Below are 22871 nucleotides of genomic sequence, written 5' to 3'. Positions count from 1 at the left end.
CATCCGCTTGAACGTCCAATGACATCCAGGGGGCTCGGGAGTGTACGTACGTACCTCGCGCGCTACCTATGGGCGGAATCAATCCAGCTGTGGTGCAGGAATTTTCGCTAGACGCCGCCACTCGGCCGGTCGATCGCGCGTCGGGGTGCGCACAGTTCGCGGCCGTCATGTACTCGCGGACGAGCGGGAGAAGGACACGTTGCCGGTCGGGACGGCGGAATCGCCGAACTGTCGTACCCGAGGTGGACAATGCCGCCATGGCATACGACGAGGAGCTGGCCGAGCGGATCCGGGAACTGATCGCGCCCGGCCCGGAGCTCACCGAGCAGAAGATGTTCGGCGGCCTCGCCTTCCTGATCGGCGGCAATATGGCGGTCGCCGCGAGCGGCCACGGCGGTCTGCTGGTGCGGGTCGGTCCCGACGAGGGCGAGCGGTTGCTCGGTGACGCAGTGGAGCCCATGGTCATGGGCGGGCGCGAGATGGTCGGCTGGCTGCGGGTCACCGCGGTCGACGACGACGAGGTCCTGCGGGAATGGGTCGAGCGCGGCGTAGCCTACGCCCGGACCCTCCCACCCAAAAAGAAGAAGAAGAAGAAGTAGCCCCGGCTCAGGGCCGGACTTGCCGCCGGAACAGCACGCGGTCGAATTCGCGGCCGTACTCGTCGACCGCGACCACGTCCATCTCGCTGGCGAAGACGCCCGGCCGGACGTCGACGCGCAGGAACGAATAGTTCCGGAAGCGGACCCGCGACCACGGCGCGGCTTCGTCCTGTTTGCCGCCGCCCGGCGTCCATACGTAGCTGTTCGGCACCGAGGTGTCGGGTAACTCGTGGCCCCGGAAGCTTTCCCGCGATCCCGGCTGGAACTCGTAGCGCGGGCGTCCGCCACCGCCCACGGTGTAGTAGACGGTTCCGTCGGTCTCGGGGTAGACGATCGAGTTGTCGCCCGCGACCTTGGTCGCCTGTCCGCCGCGGATCGGATCGGTGCGCTCGTAGACGTGATTGTGGCCTTGCAGCACCAGATCCACCTGGTAGCGGTCGAACAGCTCCACCCAAGCGTCCCGCACGCCGCCGTCGCTGGCGTGCGCTTCGGTGGTCGAGTACGCGCAGTGGTGGAAGAAGCAGACGATGAAGTCGATGTCGGGGTCGGCGCGGTAGGCGGCCAAGGTGCGCTCCACCCAACTCGTCTGCGCTCCACCCGAATAGCCGGTGTTGGCGCGGATCTCGTAGGAGACGTCGTTCGCGTCCAGGGAGAGCACCGCGACGTTGCCATAGGTGAACGAGTACGCCGCCGGACAGCCGGCCGGACCGTTGCCGGGGAAGTCCAGCCGCGCCAGATGCCCGCCGTAGCCGTGGTCGCCGTAGGTCGCCTCCATATCGTGGTTGCCGGTGGCGAACATCCACGGCGTCTGCGCGGCGCTGGGCTCGATGGCGTTGAAGTAGACGTCCCAGACATAAGGGTTGTACTTGTCGAACCCGCCCGTGGGCCGTGCTCCGTGCCCGACGAACTGTCCCGGCTTGCCCGCGCCGGACGGGTCGGCGTAGGCGATGTCGCCCGCCAGGATGTGGAAATCGGGCCGGGACGCGGCGATTTGGCGCAGCACGTTGCTCGCGTGCGGCGCGGCCGGATCATCGTCGGCCTTGTAGTACTTGTCGTCGTAGTCGCCGGGAGCGACGCCTTCCGGCAGCGCCGGGGTCGCGTCGGTGCCCTGATCGCCCATCATGGTGAAGCGGAACGGAAGAACCGCGGGTCGGGCGGTGGGCATCGCGGGCGCGGCGGCACGGATGTCGCCGACGAATCCGTCGGAGGTCCGCCAGCGGTAGAAGTGCGGCACCCGGCCGGGCAAGCCGTCCACCGGGGCGTGGACGTAGAACTGTTCGGCCGCGAGCACGCCGCCGTCGGCCGTGGGCAATTGGGTGAGCAGGTTGCGCACTTCGGCCTCGACCGTCGCACCCAACGCCGGGGTCGGTCCGTGGTCGAGGTACACCGTGGCGCCCGCCGGACGCCGCGACAGCTGCGCCGCGAAACGCAATTGGCTGGCCGCGTCCGGACCGAAGGCAACGCGCCGTCCACCCACCGCCAGCTGTGCCTCTTCGGCGTAGGCGCGCCTGCCGAACGGCGCCGTGCCGATCGCGGCCACGGCGGCGGCCGCCGCGGCGCCGCGCAGGATGTTGCGTCGCGAGACCGGATGACGGCGCAGGTGGGCGCGATGCCACTCGTGCTGCTCGGTGATGGTCATATCGGCAGCGAGATGGCTGGGAATTCCGGTGTCGGGAACGTCGCCTGCTGGATTCAGCGGTGTGGACGGCATACCGCCGATGCTGTACCGGACGGGTGCGCCGGAGCAACTCGACACCGCACCGCAGGCGGGAATACCCCGGACTCGCCGCGATATGGGGCATTTGCCCGAATGTGCGTCGTCCGAACGCCTCTCGCCCGCGACCGGTGTCGTCCGGCGTTCATCGAGCCGGGCGGGTCGGATGACTACCGGGGCAGGCCGAGGCCGGACTGATCTACTGCGGTGGGTGATCCGTTGTGATCGACGGATGCGGCGACGGTGCCGGTCCTGTGGTGGGACCGGGGGAGAACGGGGAGACGAGCGAAGCGCTCCAAGGAAAGCTCGTGCCACCCGGCCGCGCTGGCCTGGCGGCAGCCGCCAGCGGTTCGTTGTTCCCGGTCAGCCTGAGGACGGTTCGCTCGAGGGCGGGCAGGATTTCGGCGATGTCGAGATCGGCGGTCGCGAAGCGGCCGATCAGCGCGTAGATCATGTTGGTCAGCACGAGCGCGATGTCCGCGGTGTAGTCGGGATCGACGTCGGTGAACAAGGCCCCGGCGGCGGGCAGCACGGCGTCGAAGCCCTGGGCGTCCAGTCGTCGGCCACCGGGGCCGGATCGCACGCGATAGTAGGCCTCGAGCATTCGAGGATTTCGTTCCCACGGTTCGAACACGTACCGCAGCAACCGCATCAGGCCATTGCCCAGCGTCTCGCCTTCGATCGGCGGGACAGGGGTGGCATAGGTGTTGGTCGCCATCCAGCGCTCGACCGCCGCGACCATCAGGTCGTCGCGGGTGGGATATCGCTTGTAGACCGTGGCGAGGGAGACATGCGCCTTCCGGGCCACCGCCCGCAGTTGGACCGCGTCGTAGCCGTCCGACTCGAGCATCGACACCACGGCGTCGATGATCTTCGCCGCCGCATCCTCTTCGTCCGTCAGGGCCACGTAAGTACGGTAATCCAGTGCTCTGATCACGGATACTCGCCACGGCGGCACGACGCCATCCGCGACAGCGCGACGAGAGGGGCGCGGAACGAGGTTCCGGTGCCACACTCCCGTGGCTAAGCTGCGAGGATGACGCTCTTTCTCCGCGTCGCCGCAGTGCCGGTCGTCGTCGCCGGCGCGCTGGTGAGTGCGGCGCACGCCGACGCGACGCCCGGTAGCGACATCACCGCCGTCACTCTCGGGCAGGCTCAGATCCCCGCCGGCCTGCTTCCGTTCGTCGAGGGCACCGATCTGGTCGTTCGCGAGATCACGATCGGCCCCGGCGGGTCCACCGGCTGGCATTACCACGTCGGCCCCGTCTTCGGCTTCGTCCGATCGGGCACGCTCACCCACCCCGGCCCCGACTGCGACGCCCCGGTCTACCGCACCGGCGAGTTCATCTACGAGCCGGCGGGCGAATGGAACGTGCACGTGGGCCTGAACCTCGGTACCGAACCGCTCGTCCTCGACGTGGTCTACGCCCCACCCACCGGTCAGCCGCTGTTCGTCGACGCACCCGCCCCGCCCTGCGCGTAGCTCGGCCCTCGCGACACGCGGTCATGCACCGCTCGCGTCTTCCGGGCCGGTCGTTGTCTATCTGGGGTGCACGCTTTCTCACAATCGGGTGTAGTCCTGCTGGTCCTGCTCGAACGCGGTGAGGATTTCGGGTGTCAGGGTCGGGCGGGTGTTGGCGACCGCGGTCAGGTAGTCCTCGGTCGTCGCGGGTTCGCGTGTGTCGTCGCGCATTGCGCGTTCGAACGCGGACTGTGCGCCCGCGCGGGCCGCGTACTCGATGTCGGCGGGAGTGAATTGCGCTGTGGCGCATGTCAAACGGTCGACATCGATGGTTTCGGTGGCGGAGCCGAGATAACGTTGCCAGATCGCATTGCGCGCGGGTTCGTCCGGCGGGCCGATCGGGATCACATAGTCGAATCGACCGGGGCGCAGGAATGCCGGGTCCAATGAGCGGACCGAGTTCGTCGCGCAGATCAGCAGGCGGGTGTAGTTCTCCCGGAACGTCGGTATCAGCTTGAGCAGTTCGTTGGTGACTCCGTGCGCAGGGCTGGTCGCAGTACCCGAACGCGTGCCCGCGATCTCCTCCACCTCATCGATGAACAGCAGTAGTTCGTCGAGTTCGGTCAGATCGGCGAATACCTCGCGCAGCGAGGCCGCGAGCCCTCCGGTCGTCGCCGCGGCCAAGCGGGACGGAAACAATTCGACGAACGGCCAACCGAGCCGGGAAGCGACCGCTTTCGCGAAGCTGGTCTTGCCGGTCCCCGGTGGTCCGAAGAGAATGACGCTCTTGGGCGGCAGAACCCGATAACGCTCGGCCACATCGGGATTCGACAGAGGTAACACGACCCGGCGTTCGATGATCTCTTTCTCTCGGTCCATCCCGGCCATCGACTGCCACAGTCCCCGAGGGAGCAGTCGCCCGCCCAATTCGGTCAGCAGAGTGGACTGCGCGGGGGCCAACGGTTCCAGCAGCTCGTAGTAGACGAGGCCCGCCCGGCGCGAGTATCCGGAATTCTCGAACGCCACCGACCCGGTGGCGCCCTCGGGGACCAGCGTGCAGATCCGCCGCACGCCGCTCGAGCGCAGTCGCCGCTCCAGTTCGGCAAGCAGTGCGCTGCCGATTCCGCGTCCCCGCCACCGCGACGCCAGCGCCACCAGCAGGACCCAGGCCCGCTCGCCATGGATCTGGGCGACCGCCATCCCGACCATCTCGTCGCCGACCTCGGCCACCACCGCCGACTGCTTCGCTCGCGCGGCCGCTGTCACCTCCGCCAGGGCGAAGACCGGCTCGTCCGCGGTAGGCACACGGCTCTGCTCCCAGATCTGGATGGCCTGATCCAGATCATCGTCACGGAACTCGCGTAGTCGCCATACCGGCATACATACCTCGAAGGCCGTCGGCCGGCCGCTGCGAAGTCGGCCGTTCCTCTCAGTAAATACCTCTCGGGAAGTCCCCGCCAGGCCGGTGCTCGACGATCGGAGAATAGGGTTTCAGCTGCCCGGCTCCGGGGCGGGATCCGGCGCCGCTTCCCGTTCGAGACGTGCACCGCGGCCGCGCCAGCTCCGATATCCACGATGTGCGGCGAAGGCTCCGATGACGGCGGTGGCGCACCACACCGCGATCGCGGTGTAGGCCAGGGGGCCGGACAGATCGCCGATCGAGGCGCCGAGCGCGGTGTAGACGAATGCGCGCGGCGCCGAGCCGATGAACGCGCCGACGGCCATCTGCCACAACGGAACTCCGAACGCTCCGAACACATACGACGCGAGCGCATCCGAGACGCCGGGCAGGAAGCGCTGCCCGACGACGGCCCACAAGCCGCGCCGCTCGATCTGTGCGTCGATGCGCTCGGCGCGCTCCGTGCCGAGCAACCCCCGCGCACTCTCGCGGCCCGCCCGCCGCCCGAGATAACTGCTGATCATCGCCGTACCCACCGCGGAACCCAGCGTCACGAACGTCCCGACCAGCGGCCCGAACAGCAGACCGCTTCCAGCCGCCAGCAGTGGGCCGGGCACGAATATGGCTCCGAGGACCGCCGACACCACCACATAGACCAAAGGCGCAGCAGGCCCCGTAGCCGCGACCATGCTGCGCACAGCCTCGATATCGATCACCCGCGTGACGGCGACGAGATAGAACATCCCGAACAGGAACACGGCGAACAGCGCGAGCCGCACGATGTGCCACCGTCGGCCGGCCGGGAAGGAATCGTCGTTGTCCGTCATGATGAGCCAATCCTTCCGCATGCTCACCACACCCTCGACTCGAGGCGGACACCATGCTGCCGTCGTGGCCGGTGGCCGTGGGCGGTCAGCCGAGGTCCACAGCGCGCGGTGGGTCAAGACGGGTCGCGGGGGAGGAGGGTGCCGAGGGGACCGAGGTCGATGTTGAGGTCTTCGGGGGTGAGGCCGAAGTGCTCGCGTAGTTCCTCCATGCGTTGTTCGAGAAGCATCAAGGTGGTGCCGATGCGTTCTATCTGGGTGTCGGTGAGGTCGCCCGCGTCGACACGGCGGAGTGCTTGGCGCTCCATCAGTTGCCGGAGGAGTTCCACCAGGGTGAGGACGAGGGAGACCAACCCGCGCTCGACGGATTCGGGGTCGGTGTCGATGCGCGGGGGTATGCCGCCGAATTCAGTCATCGCCGGGCGTCTCCGGTGCGCGGTTCGTCGCGGGCCCGAGTGGCGCGGACAGGGTGCTGATGGAGGAGATGAGCGCCCGCAACGAGATCTGCACCAGGTCGACGTCCGCGATGGCGAGTTTGATGTCGCCGGTGATCACCACGCCTCCGGCCAGCACCCGGTCCAGCAGGTCCACCAGCGCGACGCGGCGCTCGTCGTCGACGTGCTGCTGGGCGACCCGGCTCATGCCGGCTCCCGTTCCACGCCCGCGAACGAATACGGCGGCCACGGGCCGGTGAGTTCGAGCCGGATGCCGGGGAATTCGGCGCTGAGCGCGGTGACTGTCGCGGCGAAGTCGTCGGTGCGGTCGTCGTCCACGAGGTAGGTGCCGTTGAGCACCATCCAGTCCCGGCGGCCACTGAGGGCCGGGTCGGTCAGCGTCTGACGTCGTCCCGCCGCGGCCTGATGCACCAGGCGGGTGTGGATCTCCTCGGCGCGCTCCGCCGCGTCGCGTTCCACGGTTTCCTGTGCGGACAGTTGCGCGCGTCGCCGGGCCAGGTATGCCGCGCCCGCGCCTTTCGCGTTGCCTTCGCCCGCGGCGCGGGCCTCTGCCACGGCGGCGGTGAGTGCGGCACGGTCGCCGTACGCTTTCACGCCCCACTCGGTGCGGCCGCTCACCAGCGCCAGGGCGGCGGTGAAGTCCGCTCGACGCTCATCGAGCAGGTCGCGTACCCGGTCGTCGTCGCGGAAGACGGTGGCGAGCCGGAGCGGGACGGTCGGACCTCGGCGCACCAAGGCCGCCACGACGGCGTCATGCGCCCTGGCCGTCCCCTCCAGCCAGTCGAGATCCTCCAGATTCCGCCGCAGCGGCTCCTCCCCGAACACCTCCAGCGGCACCGAGCCGACGACCGCGGTCAGATCGTCCGAGACCACCGAGCGCACCGGCTCACCGGCGACCCCGGTCAGCTCGCCCGAGTCCTGCGCGTCGCCTCGGCTGGACGTGACCGCGTACAGCCAAACTCCGAGACCATCGGTCACGATTGCTCTTCCTTCGGCGCGCGGCCGCGTTCGATGGGTTGGCGGCGTTCGATGGGTTGGCGGCGTTCGCTCCCCGCTTCCAGTTGGGCGATCCGGTCGCGGAGTTCCCGATTCTCGAGCTCGAGATCGCGATCCTGCCGTTCCAGCGTGCGGGCCTTGCTGTTGAGCCAGGGGTCGGTCTCCCACCAGTCGATGCCCACCGCTTTGGCCGTCTCCAAGGATGCGATCACCAATCGCAGCTTGATCGTCAGCAGTTCGATGTCCAGCAGGTTCACCTGGATGTCGCCCGCGATCACCAGGCCCTTGTCGAGCACCCGCTCGAGGATGTCGGCGAGGTTCGTCGACGAATGGCCGCCGCCGCCTCCGTACGGCTGCGGTGCGGACGATCCGCCGCCGACGACCGTCATTGCCGAGCCCTTCCGATGTCGGTGCTGCCGCGGGCATAGCGTCTGGTTCGGCGGTAGGCCAGTAGGTCACCGTCCAGATCGATCTCGACGTCGTAGAGCGCGAGGATGTCCGCGGACGACGGAATCCGGCGGTCCTCGAGTACCTCGATCTCCACCGCCCAGCCGTCCTCCGTCGGTTCCATCGACGTCACGCCCTCCACCTGCTTGGAAGTCAGCTCCACGAGGTGTTCGACCGCCGTCGCGGCGGCTCTGGTCGGTGAAAGGGACGATGATTCACTCGATGCCGAGCGCATATCCTCCGAGTCGTCGGAAGTGGTCTTGCGTGCCACGCGAGTCACTCCTTCCGATCGATCGCGATCACGCCTGCCGACCGGTCATGCGATCCAGGACCGCCTGCTGCGCTTGTTTCCGCTCCTCTTCGGAGAGCTGACCGGCTGCCGCGGCCGCATCGATCTCCTCGAGCTCCCGCCGCATGGTGGCGGGATCGTGGAGCTGCTGGTCCACTTGGTCCTGGATCAATTCGCCCAGCCAGATGACGCCGCGGACCGGGGCGACCGGCAAGGTCAAGATCGTCGAGAGCAGACCCATGTCCTCACCCCTCGGGTGCGCGTTTCGTCACGAAGTCGTAGGCCGCCATCGGGCCGAGCAAGTTCAGCTCCACCCGACCGTCCCACTCCTCGCCGAGCCGGCGCAGCGTCTCCTCCAGCTCTTGCTGCCGGGCCAGCTCGACCAGCACCGCGACGTGGACGGCCTCCTCCTCGTGGGAGGGGTCGCGCTGATTGACGAGTGCCTCGAACTGCTCGAGCTCGGCGACCACTCTGCGCGTGTCCTCGGCTCGCTTGGCCTCGATGGCCTGATTGATCAGCTCGCCCAGCGCGATCCTGGCATTGCGGGTGGCGTCCTCGGGTTTGTCGCGGATCTCGTCGCGCAGCTGGGCGGCCTGGGCGTTCTCGTCGAGCAGTTCCCGCAGGATGGTGTCCTCGACGTAGCGCCCTCTGATCACGAACTGCGCGCGGCCCTCGAGTTGCTCCAGCGCGGAGCGGAACTCGTTTTCGTTCGCCTCGAGCAGTTCGTTCTCCACCGCCTCCGCGTCGGTCATGACCGCGCCGAACCGCAGCGGCAGCACCGGAGCGACGGCGGCCGAGCCGTCCAGCAGCTCGGCGTGCGCGGTGAGGTCGTCGGGTGTGCCCAGTGGCCGGTCCGATTCGAGCGTGCTGATCAGCGCGGCGATCTCGCCGTGCCGCACCACCCCGACCTCGCCGGGCGGGTCGCCGACACCGGTGGCGTGCGGCTCGGGCTCCACGTCGGCGGGCACGATGCCGTACACGTACACGGAGGCTTGACCGGTAGTCATCGATCCTCCTTGTGCCTTGGCCTGCTGGCGGTCTGACGCTTCTCCTCCACGTCGCCGAGAAAGTTCATCACCTTCTCACCCGCGGCCTCGAGGGCGCCGCTCGTCTTGTGCTTCGCCGCGCCCTGGGTGACGTCGCCGACGATGTCGGTGATCCCCTTCGGTTCGCTGGTGGAGATCTCCAGCCGGTTGACGGCTTCGGCGAATCGCAGATACGTATCGACACTGGCCACCACGACGCGTGCGTCGATGGTCACCAGTTCGATGCCGACCAGCGACACGCGCGCGAACGCGTCGATGACCAGGCCTTTGTCGAGAATCGTGTCGATCACGTCGGCCAGGCTGGAGGAGTTCGGGCGCGCCATCGTGCCTGCTCCGCCACCGCCCGAGCCTCCTGCGGGTTCGATGGTCATGCGTGTGCCTCTCGCTTCTCGCGCGACCGGCGGGTCACCGTGGTGCGGCGGCGGGCGGCCGGACGACGGCGGGACGGCTCGGATTCGGTCTCCTCGTCCTCGTCCTCGTCCTCGTCTCGCTCGTTTTCGTCTCGCTCGTCCGCATCCTGCTCGTCGGTCTCGTCTTCGTCTTCCTCGTCCGGCTCCTCGTCCTCCGGCTCCTGGCCCGCGGAACTCTCGTCGTCCGCGTGGTCTTCTTCGGCGTTCTCCTCTTCTTCTTCACGTCGTGCGGTCTCGTCGTCCTTGACGACCTGGCTGTCGCGGATCTCGCCGTGCCAGCCGACGACGTCGTCGGGGTGCAGCACGGTCTCGGTCATCACGTGCCGCTGGAAGTGCTTGAGTTCCAGGCGGCACCGGCGACCGGCCGCGCGCCACATGTTGGCGGTCTTCTCGAAGAAACCCTTGGGGTGGTACTCCAGTACCACGAGGATGCGGGTGTAACCCGGCGTGATCTCGTGGAAGGTGACCGCGCCGTCGATGTGGCCCTTGTGGCCTTTGGAACGCCAGACGATCCGCTCGAACGGCACCTGCTCGAGAATGGTGGATTCCCAGGTGCGTCTGGACCAGAACACTTTGCCGGTCCAGCTGAGCTTCTCGTCGGCCGTCTGCTCGACCTGCTCGAGCTTCTTGGTGAACTTCGGGAAGTCCGCGAACTGGGTCCACTGGTCGTAGGCCAGGTCGACCGGAACGCCCACGTCGATGTGCTCGACGATATTGGTCAGCTTGATCTTCTTGCCGCCACCTTTGCCCTTGCCGCCGGTCAGGGTCTCCTTCACCGATTCGAACCCTCCGCGCAGCGTATGACCGAGCTTGGCCTTGCCCATGCTCATGGCCGCCTGGAACGGCGAGGCACCTCCGGCGAGCTTTTCCACGCCGGTCACCGCCGACAGCAGATTCCCTCCGCCACCTTCGGCATAGTCCGTCAACCGGTCCGCGGTCTTCGACACCTGGTTGCCGAGCCCGGATACCGCGCGTTCGGCCAGGGTTCCGGCGAGGTTCTGCACCGATTGCTGCAAAAGGCCGGTCGGCGTGGGCGGTGGGGCCTTCTTCTTGGCGGTCGATCCCGCCCGGCCCGCGGCTTTGGTGGCTTTGCCCGCCGTGTCGGTGGCCAGCTTGCCGACTCCGGCTGTCGCGTCACGCAACGTCTTCGCCATCGGAGTCACCTCCTCGTGCGACGCACAGGGGCGGCGCCGGTATCGGTGCGACTACGGCGTCCACGACTCCCGGACGGCTTGCGATCCGCCGAGTCGGCCGAACGGTCCGCGGTGCGGGAACTCGCTGCACGCCTGCCCGCGGTACTCGGTCGGCGAGCGCGCCGCGCGGCGGGCCGCTCGGTGTCGTCCTCGGCCTCGGTGTCGTCCTCGTCCTCGCCCTGGTCGGACTGGTCCTCGTCTTCCTCGTACTCGTCTTCGAGATCGTCGTCGGCGGACGCGTCCTCGTCCTCGTACTCGTCGGAATCGGTCTCTCGCGAGCCACGGCGATCCTCGTCGGTCGGCGTCGAACCCTGCTGCAACCTGGCGTTCAGCGCGTCGAGGCGGCTACTCGCCGCGGTGACCGCGGCGGACCGCGCGGCGCCGAGCAACTCGCCGCGCACGGTGTCGGTGATCCGGGTCAACTCCGGCGACGATTTGAGCAGCGACGTCCCGCGTTCGAGCAGATCACCGGGGGTTCCCGTCGACCGCTTGGCCATCGCGGCGCCTGCCAGCGACAACGCGAAGCGCATCTTGCGGGTGCGGCCGAGCAGATACCCGATGCCCACCCCTAGCGCGATTCTTCCTCCACCTTTCATTGCTCACTCCTTGCTCGCCTCGACCGCTGTGCACCGGCGAAGCCGGGGGTCGAGACATGATGTCCCCGGAAGTGGGGTAGACCACATCGCATTGGCCAAACATCAGCGTATGCCTGGTTATCCATTGGGTCGATGGGTTCTGCCTGCGAAAAGCTGCGAAGCCCCGGGGGATCGAAGCGCTTTCAGCGATCACCTGGCCAAGAGTGGTCGACGCTGCCGGAAAAAAATTCGGGGAAATTCGCGAAGTATGTCGAAGACGAACCGGCGGCTCCGACCGGTAGGTGACAGCAGGACACCACCACACAGGAGCACCACATGTCCGTCAACACGTTCTTCTGGTTCGACAACGCCGCCGAGGAAGCCGCCGCCTTCTACGCCTCCGCGATCCCGAACTCGCGGGTGGTCGACGTCTCCCGCAACTCCGATGGTTCGGCGTTCATCGTCTCGCTGGAGCTGGACGGCCACGCGGTCACGCTGATGAACGGCGGGCCGGACCACCCGCTCACCGATGCCGCGTCACTGCAGGTGATCGTGGACACCCAGGACGAGGTCGATCGACTGTGGGACGCGCTCACCGCGGACGGCGGCGAGCCCGGGCCGTGCGGCTGGCTGACCGACCGCTACGGCCTGTCCTGGCAGGTCGTGCCCGCCGCGCTGCCGAAGCTGATGGGCGGCGACGATCCCGCCAAGACCATCGCCGTCGGCACCGCCCTGCGATCGATGTCCAAACTCGACGTCCAGGTCTTGCAGGACGCCTACGACAACGCCGACAACGCCGCCAACGCCGCCAACGCCTGATCCACACGCGTCGAAGACCCCGCCCGGACGCCGTTGTCCGGGCGGGGTCCCGCGCTCGACGGCGCCGTCAGCGCCAGCGTTCGGGGGTCACGGGAGAGTCCCACGCACGGGCGTAACGGCGCTTGTCGGGAGCGTCGTATTCCTTGCTGCGGTAGACCACGTACGGCCGCACCAAGTAGCCGACCGGCGCGCTGAACATATGCACCAGCCGGGTGTAAGGCCACAGCCCGATCAGCGCGAGCACGACCAATCCGTGCAGCTGGAAGGTCCACGGGGTGTCCACCATGAGCTCGGGCTGCGGGGCGAGGGTGAACAGGCTGCGGAACCAGGGCGAGACCGTCTCGCGGTAGTTGTAGGTGCCCCACAGCAGATTGCTGCCCCAGGTGTTGAGCAGGCCGGTGATCAGCGCGGCGGCCAGCAGCGCGTACATCAGCTTGTCGTTGCCGGTCGTCGCCTTGCGGACGGCCGCAACGGTGAACCGGCGGTAGAGCAGGATGCCGACCCCGGCCAGCACGGCGAGACCGGCCACCGACCCCGCCCCGACCGCGATCACGTGGTAGAGGTGCTCGGAGATCCCGATCGCGGCGGTCCACGACTCCGGGATCAGCACGCCGAGCACGTGACCGCCGAACACACCGAGCATGCCGAAGTGGAACAGCGGGCTGCCCAGGCGCAGCAGGCGGCTCTCGTATATCTGCGAGGAACGGGTGGTCCAGCCGAACTGGTCGTTGCGGTAGCGCCACAGGTGCCCGAGCACGAATGAGGTGAACGCGACGTACGGCAGGATCAGCCACAGCGCGGTCGGCAGGTTCGGCGTTGCGTTCATCGTCGGCCTTCCGATCCGTCGAACAGGGAGGGGTCCATCGCGAAGGGCTCCAACCCGACCTCCTCCTCGGGTGGGCCCTGGGCGGCGAGTTCGGCGATGCGCCGCCGGTCGGCGGTGGTCGGCGGGGGCAGCGTCGCACCGACCGCCGCGAGCACACCGGCATAGGGAGATCCGTTGTCGGACAGCGAGAGTCGCAGCAGCTCCAGCACCGGAACGTGTTCGCCGAGCAACCGTTCGCCGCCGATCGGATCGACGGTGGCGGCGAACTCCAGCAACACCGGCAGGTGATCGGGCAGCTCCTCGTCGCCGAGTTCGACGCCCGCGTGCCGGTAGGCGTGCTTGAACCGCAGCAGCGCCATCCCGCGCTTGCGGGTGTCGCCGTAGGCGTAGAAGGTCAGGTGCAGGCTGGCGCGGCGGCGCATGTCGAAGGTCGCGACATAGTCCGCGGCGAGTTCCAGGGGCGGGGTCGTCCGCAGGTAGTCGAGGCAGTCGCTCAGGTGTGCGCGCACCTCGTCCGGCAATCCGGTTGCGGCGGTGTCAAATTGGTCGACCATGGCCAGCGTCTGCTCGCTCGGGTAGTCCAGCAGCAGCGCGGCGATCCGCCACACCAATTGCCGGTCGCGCTGGGCGAGTTCGACCACCGGTTCCGGGCGGCGGCGCAGTTTGAGCAGGCTCATCGGCCTGCTCCGGTCGAGGCCGGGTCGCCCGCGACGCCCGTGCCGTCGGCGTGCCCGTTGCCGCTGCCGCTCGGATGCCCGCCGTTGGCGGTACCGTTCGTGTGCCCGTTGGACGCGCCGTTCGTGTGCCCGTTGGCGTTGTCGTCCGCCTGCCCGTTCGGCACCAAGCCCTCGGTGCTCTTGCCGTCCCAGTTCAGCAGATTGATCCGGGACGACTTCTCTTGCGGCGCGGCGCCGTTGCTGTCGGTGAGGTGGAATTTCTCCACCATCTGGTCGAACGCCGTCATACCCGGCCCGCCGTCGGTGTCCAGGCTGCATCCGGTGGCGAGCGAATCCAATTCGTGCGCACGGGCTCCCGCGCCGGTCGGGATGACGTAGCGGTGCTCGTACTTGGCGATGGCCAGCAGCCGGTACATCGCCTCGATCTCTTCGGGCTCCAGCCGCACCGACGGCGCGATCGAGGGATCGGGCTCTTCCCCGAGGTTCACCGACCGCATGAACGCGCGCATCGCCGCGAGGCGCTGCAATGACGCGCGCACCGGACCCACCTCGCCCGCGGTGAACAACTCGGCCAGGTACTCCACCGGAATGCGCAACGCGTCGATGGCGCCGAACAGGTTCGACGCGTTCTCGCCGTCGTGGCCGGTCTCGGCGAGCACGTCCACCACCGGCGACAGCGGCGGCACGTACCAGACCATCGGCATGGTGCGGTACTCCGGATGCAGCGGCAGCGCGATCTGGTAGTCCACGATCAGCTTGTAGACCGGCGAATCCTGGGCCGCCTGAATCCATTCCGGCGAGATACCGGCCCGCTCCGCCTCGGCGATCACCCGCGGATCATGAGGATTGAGGAACACACCGAGCTGGGACGGGTAGAGATCCTTGTCCTCGGAGACCGACGCGGCCTCCAGCACGGCGTCGGCGTCGTAGAGCATGACGCCGATGTAGCGCAGCCGCCCCACGCAGGTCTCCGAGCACACCGTGGGTATGCCGACCTCCACGCGCGGGTAGCAGAAGGTGCACTTCTCCGCCTTGCCCGTCTTGTGGTTGAAGTAGATCTTCTTGTACGGGCAGCCCGACACGCACTGCCGCCAGCCCCGGCACTTGTCCTGGTCGACCAGCACGATGCCGTCTTCCGCGCGCTTGTAGATCGCGCCGGAGGGGCACGACGCGGCGCACGACGGATTCAGGCAGTGCTCGCAGATCCGCGGCAGGTAGAACATGAAGGTCTCTTCGAACTCCAGTTTCACCTGGTCGGACAGCTTCGCCAGCAGCGGATCCCGGCCGACCTGCTCGGGACCGGAGCCGAGGTCGTCGTCCCAGTTGGCGCCCCACGTGACGTTGGTGTCCTCGCCGGTGATCAGCGATTTGGGCCGCGCCACCGGTGTCGTGTCCATCGGCGGCGAGGACAGCAGGTTGTCGTAGTCGTAGCTCCACGGCTCGTAGTAGTCCTCGACCGTGGGCAGATCGGGGTTGGCGAAGATGTTCAGCAGCCGCTTCAGCCGGGACCCGGACTTCAGGGTGAGCCTGCCGCGCTTGTTCAGCGTCCAGCCGCCCTTCCACTTCTCCTGGTCCTGGTACTGCCGCGGATAGCCCTGTCCGGGGCGGGTCTCCACGTTGTTGAACCAGACGTACTCGGTGCCGCCGCGGTTGGTCCATGCCTGCTTGCAGGTGACCGAGCAGGTATGGCAGCCGATGCACTTGTCCAGGTTCATCACCATGGCCAGCTGTGCCATGACGCGCATGTCAGTACCGCTTTCTCGCGTCGGTGGGTGTCCTCGTGCCGGGCTCGCTCATGTCAGTACTCCACTTTCTGCGAGCGTTTGCGGATCGTGGTGACCTCGTCGCGCTGGTTCCCGGTGGGACCGTGGTAGTTCAGCGCGAACGACTGCTGCGCGTAGCCGCCGATGAGATGCGATGGCTTGATCATGATGCGAGTGAGCGCGTTGTGGATGCCGCCGCGCTTGCCTCGTCCCTTGGTGTCCTCGCCGAGGCCTTCGATGCGCGGTACGTCCACCGCCCGGTCCTGGGCGTGGTACATGAACACGGTGCCTTCCGGCATCCGGTGACTGACGATGGCGCGCGCGACCACGATGCCGTTGCGGTTGATCGCCTCGATCCAGTCGTTGTCGGCCACACCGATCTTCGCCGCGTCGCGATCGGACATCCAGATCGTCTGCCCGCCGCGCGAGAGCGTCAGCATGTGCAGGTTGTCCTGGTAGGCGGAGTGGATCGACCACTTCGAGTGCGGGGTCAGGTAGCGCACCGTGACGCCCTTGTCACCGACGTCGCCGATCGAGGGTTCGTGGAACAGCGCGGTCATGTCCAGCGGCGGACGGAAGATCGGCAGCTGCTCGCCGAGCTCGATCATCCAGTCGTGGTCCAGGTAGAAGTGCTGCCGCCCGGTCAGCGTGTGCCAGGGCTTGAGCCGCTCGGTGTTGATGGTGAACGGCGAGTACCGGCGTCCACCGGTCTCGCTGCCCGACCACTCCGGCGAGGTGATCACCGGCACCGGCCGAGCCTGGGTGTCGGCGAAGGTGATCCGCTTGCCCTCGTGCTCGGCGGCCAGGTCGGCCAGTTTGGTTCCGGTGCGGCGTTCCAGCGCGTGGAAGCCCTCCACCGCCAGCCGGCCGTTGGTGGTGCCCGACAGCGCGAGGATCGCCTCGGCCGCGTGTGTGTCCTTGGCCAGCGACGGGCGGCCCTGCGCCACGCCGGACACCACGGTGCCGTTCACCCCGGCGAGGTACTCGACCTCCTGGTCGGGGTAGGTGGTGACGCCCTTGGTGGTGACGCCGAGCGTGTCGATCAGCGGCCCGAGCGCGGCCATCTTCTCCGCGAGCTTCGGGTAGTCGCGTTCGACCACGACCAGTTTCGGCATGGTCTTGCCCGGAATCGGTTCGCACTCACCGGCTTTCCAGTCCAGCACGCGCCCGCCCGCCTGGGCCGTCGCGTCTGGCGAGTCGTGCTGCAGCGGTACGGCGACGATGTCCTTGCGCTTGCCCAGGTGCTTCTCGGCCATCCAGGAGAACCCGCGCGCGATCCGGTGGAAGGCGTCGAAGTCGGTCTTGGCTTCCCACGGCGGCGAGATGGCCGGGGAGAAGGCGTGCACGAACGGGTGCATGTCGGTGGAGGACAGATCGTGCTTCTCGTACCAGGTGGCGGCGGGCAGCACGATGTCGGAGAACAGCGTGGTGCTGGTCATCCGGAAGTCCAGCGACAGCAGCAGATCCAGCTTGCCGGTGGCGGCGGTCTCGCGCCAGGTCAGCTCCTGCGGCCGCACGCCGGTGGCGTCGGTGGTCTGCAGGTTGGAGTCGGCGCCGAGCAGGTGGCGGTGGAAGTACTCGTTGCCCTTGCCCGAGGAGCCGAGCAGGTTGGCCCGCCACACGGTCAGGCAGCGCGGGAAGTTCTCCGGCGCGTCCGGGTCCTCGCAGGCGAACCGCAGGTCGCCGGACTTCAGCCCGTCCACCACGTGCTCGGGCGCGGTCTTGCCCGCGGCCTCGGCCTCGTCCACCAGGTCGAGCGGATTGCGGTCGAAGGTCGGGTAGCTCGGCATCCAGCCAAGCCGGGTGGCCAGCGCGATGTTGTCGGCGGCGGTGCGGCCGGCGAACTTCCCGGTGCCCAGCGGCGAGGCGAACGACTCCGCGGTGAACGGGTCGTAGCGCCACTGATTGTTGGTGAGGTACCAGAACACCGTGCCCTGCATCTGCCGCGGCGGGCGCTGCCAGTCCAGGCCGAAGGCCAGGGTGGACCATCCGGTGACGGGACGGCACTTCTCCTGCCCGACGTAATGCGCCCAGCCGCCACCGTTCACGCCCTGGCAGCCGGTCAGCAGGGTCAGGGTGAAGAACGCGCGGTAGATCTGGTCGGAGTGGAACCAGTGATTGGTGCCCGCGCCCATGAGGATCATCGACCGGCCGCCGGAGCGGTCGGCGTTGTCGGCGAACTCCCGCGCGATGCGCTGGGCCTGCACGGCGGGCACGCCGGTGATGGCCTCCTGCCAGGCCGGGGTGTAGGGCTCGGAGGCGTCGTCGTAGCCGCTCGGCCAGGTGCCGGGCAGCCCGTAGCGACCGACCCCGTACTGCGCGAGCAGCAGATCGAAGACCGTGGTGACCCGCTTGCCCGCGACGGTCGTGGTGGGCACACCGCGGGTGAGCACACCCGGGGTGTCGCTGTCGAAGCGGGGAATCTGTACGGCCGCAGCATCGTCGGTGCGGCCATACAGACTCAGGAGGGGATCGACGTCCCCGAGATCGAGGTTCCAGCGCCCGGCGCCCGCTTCGCCGAAGCGATGCCCGAGCGACCCGTTCGGCACCACCGGCTGGGCCTGCGCGTCCAGCAGCACCGTCTGGAACTGCACGCCTTCGCCGGTGTGCCCGAGGTCGGCGGCGGTGAGGAACTTGCCGGGCACATAGGCGCCGTCGTGCTCGTCCAGTGTGATCAGGTACGGCAGATCGGTGAAGCGCTTGATGTAGTCGAGGAAGCGCGGCGTCGACTTCTCGACGAAGAACTCCTTCAGCACCACATGGCCCATCGCCATGGCCAGCGCCGCGTCGGTGCCGGGACGCGCGGGAACCCACTCGTCGGCGAACTTGGTGTTGTCGGCGTAGTCGGGGGAGACCACCACGACCTTCTGGCCGCGGTAGCGCGCCTCGGTCATGTAGTGCGCGTCCGGCGTCCGGGTGACCGGCACGTTCGAGCCCCACATGATGAGGTACCCGGCGTCGAACCAGTCCGCGGACTCCGGCACGTCGGTCTGGTCGCCGAACACCTGCGGCGAGGCCACCGGCAGGTCGGCGTACCAGTCGTAGAACGACAGCATGGAGCCGCCGAGCAGCGAGATGAACCGGGCGCCGACGGCGTGGCTGACCATGGACATCGCCGGAATCGGGGAGAATCCGGCCACCCGGTCCGGGCCGTACTGCTTGATCGTGTAGACGTGTGCGGCAGCGGCGATTTCGGCCGCCTCCCACCACTCGGCGCGCACGAATCCGCCCTTGCCGCGGGCGGCCTTGTAGCTGCGCGCCTTCTCGGGATCCTCGACGATCTCGCCCCAGGCCAGCACCGGGTCCTTGAGCCGGGACTTGGCTTCCCGGTACAGCTCCAGCAGGGTGCCGCGCACGTAGGGGTAGCGCACTCGGGCGGGCGAATAGGTGTACCAGGAGAACGACGCGCCGCGCGGGCAGCCGCGTGGCTCGTACTCCGGCTTGTCGGCGCCCACCGAGGGGTAGTCGGTCTGCTGCGACTCCCAGGTGATCACGCCGTCTTTCACGTAGATCTTCCACGAGCACGATCCCGTGCAGTTCACGCCGTGCGTGGAGCGCACCACCTTGTCGTGCGACCAGCGATCGCGGTAGAACTCGTCGGCGCTGCGCCCGCCGACCTTGTGCAGCGTGCGCTGATCGGCCGACACCTCGCCCCGGTGGAAATATTTCCCCAGCCGCAGGAGCGCGTCCCCGGCGTCGGTGGCCGGAGCGGAGGGTACGCGACCCTGGGTACGCGAATTAACCACGACGTCCCCTTCGAGCTGTGCGATCGGGTGGATGCTCCGACTGTAAAGAGGCGTGCACGGCTGGCCAAACATCTCTCTCACAGCCCATTTGCGAGCATGGTGAGTTGTGAGACCGGCGCAACGTCACGGTCACGGTAGCCCGTCGCATCCGCGCGCCGTCCTGCGGGCCGACCAGGGGAAATATGCTCTGAGCTGTACGGAATCGGATCCGGAGAGCCCGCCCGCGGCATCGTCGGTGATGCTTTGGAAACGGCGGGTTCTCCAGTGCTTTACATTTGTTAACACATCCGATCGTTCGTCGTAGGCGTCGCGTTTACCGCCTCCGCAGCGTTTCGGCCCGGACTTCCGCGCCACGTATTGTAAGCACAATCACAATTCGCTGAAAATTATCTGCTGCTGATGAATTCAGTGCCCGGCGGAGCGCGAGGGTCCGGCCGCCACGAATTCACCGGTGTGGTCGCGGCGGCCGGTCTGTCTACCATCGACCAGATGGCACTGTCTTATGTCGTGACCGGTGGCGGACGCGGTTTCGGTGCGGCGGCCGCCTCGCAGCCCAGCGGGACCGGTTACCCCCGTGCCGCGGAAAATGGCGGCACTACCACCGCGCCGGTTCCCGACCCGTTGACCAGCTGTGCTGTGGCCGTCGCCTCGGGGACTGATGAGGCCGGTGCTGAAAGTGACTGCGGCACTTGCCCGTAAGGGCGCATAGCGCGTTCAGGCGATCGCGGTGGGATCGATCTCGGCGAACGTGTCGACCCAGCGGTGTGGTGGCCGTGGCGGATTCGGCTCCCCGGGGCGGGCCAGACCGACGACCCGCCACCCCGCGGCGACGGCGGCATCGAGTTCGTCCGGGTGGTCGGACAGGAACAGGATGCGTTCGGCGGGCGCGCCGATGGCGCCCGCGATCTTGTCGTAGGAGGCGGATTCGCGCTTGCCGCCCGCCGTCGACAGATCGAAGTGCCCGCTGATCAGGTCGGACAGGCTGCCGCCGCGCGCGAAGGCGAACCAATCCTGTTGATTGCGCACCGATCCCGAGGAGTAGACGTACAGCGCGAGCCCCGCGGCGTGCCAGGCGGCGAGAGCCGGTGGCACGTCCGGGAAGAACTCGCCGTGCAGTGCACCGCTGCGGAAGCCTTCCGCGCAGATCAAGCCCTGGGCGGTCTTGAGCGGCTCGGCCTTCACATCGGAGTCGAGCCACCCGCGCAGGATCGCGGCGGCCTCGGCCGGGCCCGCGTCCGGTTGCCCGGCCAGCTCCCTGGTCGCGGCCAGGACGGCGGCCGCCGCCGGGCTGTCCTCGGCCAGCCAGCCCGGAAGCCGCTGCCGGGTGTAGCCGTACAAGTCTTCGCGGACCGCGGCGGTAGGGCTGGTGGTGCCCTCGATGTCGACGACGACGGCGCCGATCACGGCGCGGTCAGCAGCTCGTCGAGAGTGGGGAAGCCCGCGCTGATCTTGTCGCCGGTGAAGTCGCCGACCCAGCCGTCCTCTTCCTCGAAGAAGCGGATGGCGATGAAGTCCGGGCGCTCGCCCATATCGAACCAGTGCAGCGTGCCCGCGGGCACCGAGAGCAGGTCGCCGCCTTCGCAGACCACCGCGAGGACCTCGTCGCCCAGGTGCAGATAGAAGCAGCCGCGTCCGGCGGCGAAGAAGCGCACCTCGTCCTCGGCGTGCCGGTGCTCGTCGAGGAACTTCCCGCGCGCGCCCTTGGCGATCTCCGGCCACTGCGGGTCGGCGTCGTCGGGGTGGATGCGGGCGATATCGATGTGCTTGTAGCGTCCGAACTCGTTCAGGTCGGCGACGTTCTTCTCGTAGTGCGCCAGCAGCTCGTCGGAGGACACCGACGCGGCGTTCTCGACCACCGGCCAGCGGCCGAACGTGATGCCGTGCCTGGCCAGTTCGGTGCCGATCCGCTCGTCGTCGGTAGTACGCACGCGCACGTCGGCCGCGTCGGCGGCGGCCATCACCTGCAGCAGGGTCATGTCAGTCCAATCTCGAGTACATCGTCGCGCGGGCCGAACGCCGCCGGACTGCCGGTGCGGGACACCAGCTCACACAATGCTTCCAGGCATTCGGCGCGATCGCGCGCCTGGGCGAGATTCTCGCCCCATGCGGTGATGCCGTGCCCGGCGATGACCAGCACCGGCAGAGCGTCCGGATGGTCGAGAAGGTAGCGCTCGATGTCCGCGCCGATGCGCGGCACCTCGGGCCAGTTCGGGAAGACCGGGATGTCGGCGATGGCCGAATCAGCGCCGCCGAGCCCTTTGATCAGCTCGTAGTCGGTGATCCGCAGCGTGCCGATGGCGCCGCGCGCCGCCGAGCGGCCGGCCAGCGCGGTGGCGAACGGCGGATGAATGTGCACCACGGCCTGGGCCGGGCGGGCCCGGTACACGGCGGTGTGGATGGTGGTCTCGGCGGACGGTTTGCGGCCGTGGTCGGCCACCGGCGCGGAGTCCGCCACGCGCACGGTGACCATGTCGCGCTCGGTGAGTTCGCCTTTGGACAACCCGCTTCCGGTGACGACGGCGGTCGCGCCGGTGCGCACCGAGATGTTGCCCGCCGTGCCCGGCATCCAGCCGCGCCGGTACAGCTCGCGTGCGACGTCCGCGATCGCCGCCCCGTGCGACCGATCGGATCGGTGCACCACGCCGTGCTCGGTGACCACCGCCGTCACGAGTTCGGCCGGCGTCACGTCGAAGGCCGGATTGAAGACCTCGGTGTGCGCGGGAGCCGTTGCCACACCACCGAATCCGGTCACTTCGGCCGCCGCCCGTTCCTCCACGACGATCTCCCGGCCGGTGGCCATCGCGAGATCGCGGGTGGACTCCGGGGCCACGACGACGAACGGGATGCCGTGGTGGCGGGCGGCCAGCGCGAGACCGTAGGTGCCGATCTTGTTGGCGACGTCGCCGTTGGCGGTGACCCGGTCGGCGCCGACCAGCACGCAGTCGACCTGCCCGGTCGCCATCGCCCAGGCGGCGGCGGAATCGATGGTCAGCCGGTGCGGGATACCCGCTTCGGCGAGCTCCCATGTGGTCAACCGCGCGCCTTGCAGCAGCGGACGGGTCTCGTCGACCAGGACGTACTCGATCGCGCCGCGCTCGGACAGCACCCGCAGCGTGCCGATGGCCGTGCCGAACGCGCTGGTGGCGAGCCGGCCGGTATTGCAGTGGGTCAGCACCCGAAGCGGCCGGTCCGGACACAGGCGTTGCACCAGGTCGGCGGCGTTGGTGGCGGCGGCCCGGTTGACCCGGCCGTCCTCGGCCAGCATGTCGAGCGTCTCGGCCAGCACCGCGTCGGCGCCCCGGCCCACCTGAGCCCGGACCCGCCGCACCGCCCAGGCCAGGTTGACCGCCGTCGGCCGCGCCGCGGCGATCCGGTCCGCCTCGGCCTGCACCGCAGCCTCGTCGACCACGCCGTCCACGGTGTGCGCGGCGGTGGCGATGACGACGGCGAACGCTCCGGCGATGCCGATGGCGGGCGCGCCGCGGATGGCCAGCGCCTTGATCGCGTCGATGACCTGGTCCACCGTGCTCAGTCGCAGCTCACGTACCTCGCGCGGCAGTCCGCGCTGGTCGATGGTGACGAGCGCGCCGTCGTCCCAGACCAGAGAGCTGTCGTCCATCGGGCGCATCCT

24 protein-coding genes are annotated in these 22871 nt (G+C 68.4%); 3 read left to right on the top strand and 21 right to left on the bottom strand.

Annotation, left to right across the window (positions count from 1 at the left end):
• Window positions 1–257 precede the first annotated feature (257 nt).
• Window positions 258–599, top strand: a complete 342-nt coding sequence (locus IU450_RS14165; RefSeq protein WP_195150260.1) for a TfoX/Sxy family protein — start codon at window positions 258–260, stop codon at window positions 597–599.
• Window positions 600–606: 7 nt separating this feature from the next.
• Here the strand turns inward: IU450_RS14165 and IU450_RS14160 are convergent, their stop codons facing one another.
• A complete protein-coding gene (locus IU450_RS14160; protein ID WP_195150259.1) occupies window positions 607–2310 on the bottom strand; it encodes a metallophosphoesterase in 1704 nt (567 codons plus the stop codon).
• Window positions 2311–2512: 202 nt separating this feature from the next.
• Window positions 2513–3220 (bottom strand): TetR family transcriptional regulator, encoded by a 708-nt coding sequence (locus IU450_RS14155; RefSeq protein ID WP_324197668.1) that lies wholly within the window; start codon window positions 3218–3220, stop codon window positions 2513–2515.
• 129 nt (window positions 3221–3349) lie between these two features.
• Between IU450_RS14155 and IU450_RS14150 the strand changes: the two genes are divergently transcribed.
• Window positions 3350–3796: a cupin domain-containing protein gene (locus IU450_RS14150; protein ID WP_195150258.1), complete on the top strand. Its 447-nt coding sequence runs from the start codon at window positions 3350–3352 to the stop codon at window positions 3794–3796.
• A 78-nt stretch (window positions 3797–3874) separates the two neighbouring features.
• On the opposite strand, the gene IU450_RS14145 is transcribed toward IU450_RS14150, so the two are convergent.
• From IU450_RS14145 to IU450_RS14090, 12 genes are all read right to left on the bottom strand, one after another.
• The gene (locus tag IU450_RS14145) at window positions 3875–5155 is read right to left on the bottom strand and encodes an ATP-binding protein (protein ID WP_195150257.1); all 1281 of its coding nucleotides are present in this window, start codon (window positions 5153–5155) and stop codon (window positions 3875–3877) included.
• 111 nt (window positions 5156–5266) lie between these two features.
• The gene (locus IU450_RS14140) at window positions 5267–6001 is read right to left on the bottom strand and encodes a TVP38/TMEM64 family protein (protein WP_195150256.1); all 735 of its coding nucleotides are present in this window, start codon (window positions 5999–6001) and stop codon (window positions 5267–5269) included.
• 113 nt (window positions 6002–6114) lie between these two features.
• The gene (locus IU450_RS14135; protein ID WP_195064853.1) at window positions 6115–6414 is read right to left on the bottom strand and encodes a gas vesicle protein K; all 300 of its coding nucleotides are present in this window, start codon (window positions 6412–6414) and stop codon (window positions 6115–6117) included.
• The gene (locus IU450_RS14130) at window positions 6407–6640 is read right to left on the bottom strand and encodes a gas vesicle protein (protein WP_195150255.1); all 234 of its coding nucleotides are present in this window, start codon (window positions 6638–6640) and stop codon (window positions 6407–6409) included. Before IU450_RS14130 ends, IU450_RS14135 begins: the two co-directional genes overlap by 8 nt.
• Window positions 6637–7431 (bottom strand): GvpL/GvpF family gas vesicle protein, encoded by a 795-nt coding sequence (locus IU450_RS14125; RefSeq protein WP_195150254.1) that lies wholly within the window; start codon window positions 7429–7431, stop codon window positions 6637–6639. Before IU450_RS14125 ends, IU450_RS14130 begins: the two co-directional genes overlap by 4 nt.
• Entirely contained in the window at window positions 7428–7838 is a 411-nt protein-coding gene (locus IU450_RS14120) for a gas vesicle protein (RefSeq protein ID WP_195150253.1), read from the bottom strand. The genes IU450_RS14125 and IU450_RS14120 overlap by 4 nt, the downstream gene beginning before the upstream one ends.
• Window positions 7835–8131, bottom strand: coding sequence for a gas vesicle protein GvpO (gene gvpO / locus IU450_RS14115; protein ID WP_195150454.1), 297 nt, complete (start codon window positions 8129–8131; stop codon window positions 7835–7837). The genes IU450_RS14120 and gvpO overlap by 4 nt, the downstream gene beginning before the upstream one ends.
• Window positions 8132–8195: 64 nt before the next feature.
• Entirely contained in the window at window positions 8196–8426 is a 231-nt protein-coding gene (locus IU450_RS14110) for a gas vesicle protein GvpG (RefSeq protein WP_195150252.1), read from the bottom strand.
• A gap of 4 nt (window positions 8427–8430) precedes the next feature.
• A complete protein-coding gene (locus tag IU450_RS14105) occupies window positions 8431–9192 on the bottom strand; it encodes a GvpL/GvpF family gas vesicle protein (RefSeq protein ID WP_195150251.1) in 762 nt (253 codons plus the stop codon).
• Window positions 9189–9602, bottom strand: coding sequence for a gas vesicle protein GvpJ (gvpJ, locus tag IU450_RS14100; RefSeq protein WP_195150250.1), 414 nt, complete (start codon window positions 9600–9602; stop codon window positions 9189–9191). The genes IU450_RS14105 and gvpJ overlap by 4 nt, the downstream gene beginning before the upstream one ends.
• Complete coding sequence (locus IU450_RS14095; protein WP_195150249.1) at window positions 9599–10795, bottom strand: SRPBCC family protein; 1197 nt, start codon at window positions 10793–10795, stop codon at window positions 9599–9601. Before IU450_RS14095 ends, gvpJ begins: the two co-directional genes overlap by 4 nt.
• Before the next feature lie 5 nt (window positions 10796–10800).
• On the bottom strand, window positions 10801–11430 hold the full coding sequence (locus IU450_RS14090) for a hypothetical protein (protein WP_195150248.1): 630 nt from the start codon (window positions 11428–11430) through the stop codon (window positions 10801–10803).
• Between the two features lie 315 nt (window positions 11431–11745).
• On the opposite strand from IU450_RS14090, the gene IU450_RS14085 reads away from it, so the two are divergent.
• A complete protein-coding gene (locus tag IU450_RS14085) occupies window positions 11746–12228 on the top strand; it encodes a VOC family protein (protein WP_195150247.1) in 483 nt (160 codons plus the stop codon).
• Window positions 12229–12295: 67 nt separating this feature from the next.
• Here IU450_RS14085 and narI read toward each other — a convergent pair whose 3' ends face one another.
• The 7 genes from narI to mtnA form a co-directional block, all read right to left on the bottom strand.
• Window positions 12296–13054, bottom strand: a complete 759-nt coding sequence (narI, locus tag IU450_RS14080) for a respiratory nitrate reductase subunit gamma (RefSeq protein ID WP_195150246.1) — start codon at window positions 13052–13054, stop codon at window positions 12296–12298.
• Complete coding sequence (gene narJ, locus IU450_RS14075) at window positions 13051–13731, bottom strand: nitrate reductase molybdenum cofactor assembly chaperone (RefSeq protein ID WP_195150245.1); 681 nt, start codon at window positions 13729–13731, stop codon at window positions 13051–13053. The genes narI and narJ overlap by 4 nt, the downstream gene beginning before the upstream one ends.
• Window positions 13728–15476, bottom strand: coding sequence for a nitrate reductase subunit beta (narH, locus tag IU450_RS14070; RefSeq protein WP_195150244.1), 1749 nt, complete (start codon window positions 15474–15476; stop codon window positions 13728–13730). Before narH ends, narJ begins: the two co-directional genes overlap by 4 nt.
• Before the next feature lie 53 nt (window positions 15477–15529).
• Complete coding sequence (locus IU450_RS14065) at window positions 15530–19240, bottom strand: nitrate reductase subunit alpha (protein ID WP_195150243.1); 3711 nt, start codon at window positions 19238–19240, stop codon at window positions 15530–15532.
• Between the two features lie 714 nt (window positions 19241–19954).
• The gene (gene mtnC, locus IU450_RS14060) at window positions 19955–20644 is read right to left on the bottom strand and encodes an acireductone synthase (RefSeq protein WP_195150242.1); all 690 of its coding nucleotides are present in this window, start codon (window positions 20642–20644) and stop codon (window positions 19955–19957) included.
• Window positions 20641–21216, bottom strand: coding sequence for a 1,2-dihydroxy-3-keto-5-methylthiopentene dioxygenase (locus tag IU450_RS14055; protein WP_195150241.1), 576 nt, complete (start codon window positions 21214–21216; stop codon window positions 20641–20643). Before IU450_RS14055 ends, mtnC begins: the two co-directional genes overlap by 4 nt.
• Window positions 21213–22859 (bottom strand): S-methyl-5-thioribose-1-phosphate isomerase, encoded by a 1647-nt coding sequence (gene mtnA, locus IU450_RS14050; RefSeq protein ID WP_195150240.1) that lies wholly within the window; start codon window positions 22857–22859, stop codon window positions 21213–21215. The genes IU450_RS14055 and mtnA overlap by 4 nt, the downstream gene beginning before the upstream one ends.
• Between the last annotated feature and the right edge of the window lie 12 nt (window positions 22860–22871).

Origin of the sequence: Nocardia abscessus (assembly GCF_015477775.1) — a bacterium.
In the GTDB taxonomy this organism is placed as follows: domain Bacteria; phylum Actinomycetota; class Actinomycetes; order Mycobacteriales; family Mycobacteriaceae; genus Nocardia; species Nocardia abscessus_A.
The sequence above is the reverse complement of the archived record's forward strand: the minus strand, read 5'-3'. Positions and strand labels throughout refer to the sequence as shown.

Excerpts from the sequence above, each read along its gene's own strand:
- IU450_RS14145 (WP_195150257.1), bottom strand. The coding sequence starts at position 5,155 with ATGCCGGTATGGCGACTACGCGAGTTCCGTGACGATGATCTGGATCAG.
- narH (WP_195150244.1), bottom strand. The coding sequence starts at position 15,476 with ATGCGCGTCATGGCACAGCTGGCCATGGTGATGAACCTGGACAAGTGC.
- narI (WP_195150246.1), bottom strand. The coding sequence starts at position 13,054 with ATGAACGCAACGCCGAACCTGCCGACCGCGCTGTGGCTGATCCTGCCG.
- IU450_RS14105 (WP_195150251.1), bottom strand. The coding sequence starts at position 9,192 with ATGACTACCGGTCAAGCCTCCGTGTACGTGTACGGCATCGTGCCCGCC.
- IU450_RS14110 (WP_195150252.1), bottom strand. The coding sequence starts at position 8,426 with ATGGGTCTGCTCTCGACGATCTTGACCTTGCCGGTCGCCCCGGTCCGC.
- IU450_RS14120 (WP_195150253.1), bottom strand. The coding sequence starts at position 7,838 with ATGACGGTCGTCGGCGGCGGATCGTCCGCACCGCAGCCGTACGGAGGC.
- narJ (WP_195150245.1), bottom strand. The coding sequence starts at position 13,731 with ATGAGCCTGCTCAAACTGCGCCGCCGCCCGGAACCGGTGGTCGAACTC.
- IU450_RS14095 (WP_195150249.1), bottom strand. The coding sequence starts at position 10,795 with ATGGCGAAGACGTTGCGTGACGCGACAGCCGGAGTCGGCAAGCTGGCC.
- IU450_RS14085 (WP_195150247.1), top strand. The coding sequence starts at position 11,746 with ATGTCCGTCAACACGTTCTTCTGGTTCGACAACGCCGCCGAGGAAGCC.
- IU450_RS14165 (WP_195150260.1), top strand. The coding sequence starts at position 258 with ATGGCATACGACGAGGAGCTGGCCGAGCGGATCCGGGAACTGATCGCG.
- IU450_RS14140 (WP_195150256.1), bottom strand. The coding sequence starts at position 6,001 with ATGACGGACAACGACGATTCCTTCCCGGCCGGCCGACGGTGGCACATC.
- IU450_RS14055 (WP_195150241.1), bottom strand. The coding sequence starts at position 21,216 with ATGACCCTGCTGCAGGTGATGGCCGCCGCCGACGCGGCCGACGTGCGC.
- IU450_RS14130 (WP_195150255.1), bottom strand. The coding sequence starts at position 6,640 with ATGAGCCGGGTCGCCCAGCAGCACGTCGACGACGAGCGCCGCGTCGCG.
- gvpJ (WP_195150250.1), bottom strand. The coding sequence starts at position 9,602 with ATGACCATCGAACCCGCAGGAGGCTCGGGCGGTGGCGGAGCAGGCACG.
- IU450_RS14135 (WP_195064853.1), bottom strand. The coding sequence starts at position 6,414 with ATGACTGAATTCGGCGGCATACCCCCGCGCATCGACACCGACCCCGAA.
- IU450_RS14150 (WP_195150258.1), top strand. The coding sequence starts at position 3,350 with ATGACGCTCTTTCTCCGCGTCGCCGCAGTGCCGGTCGTCGTCGCCGGC.
- IU450_RS14090 (WP_195150248.1), bottom strand. The coding sequence starts at position 11,430 with ATGAAAGGTGGAGGAAGAATCGCGCTAGGGGTGGGCATCGGGTATCTG.
- mtnA (WP_195150240.1), bottom strand. The coding sequence starts at position 22,859 with ATGGACGACAGCTCTCTGGTCTGGGACGACGGCGCGCTCGTCACCATC.
- gvpO (WP_195150454.1), bottom strand. The coding sequence starts at position 8,131 with ATGCGCTCGGCATCGAGTGAATCATCGTCCCTTTCACCGACCAGAGCC.
- IU450_RS14160 (WP_195150259.1), bottom strand. The coding sequence starts at position 2,310 with ATGCCGTCCACACCGCTGAATCCAGCAGGCGACGTTCCCGACACCGGA.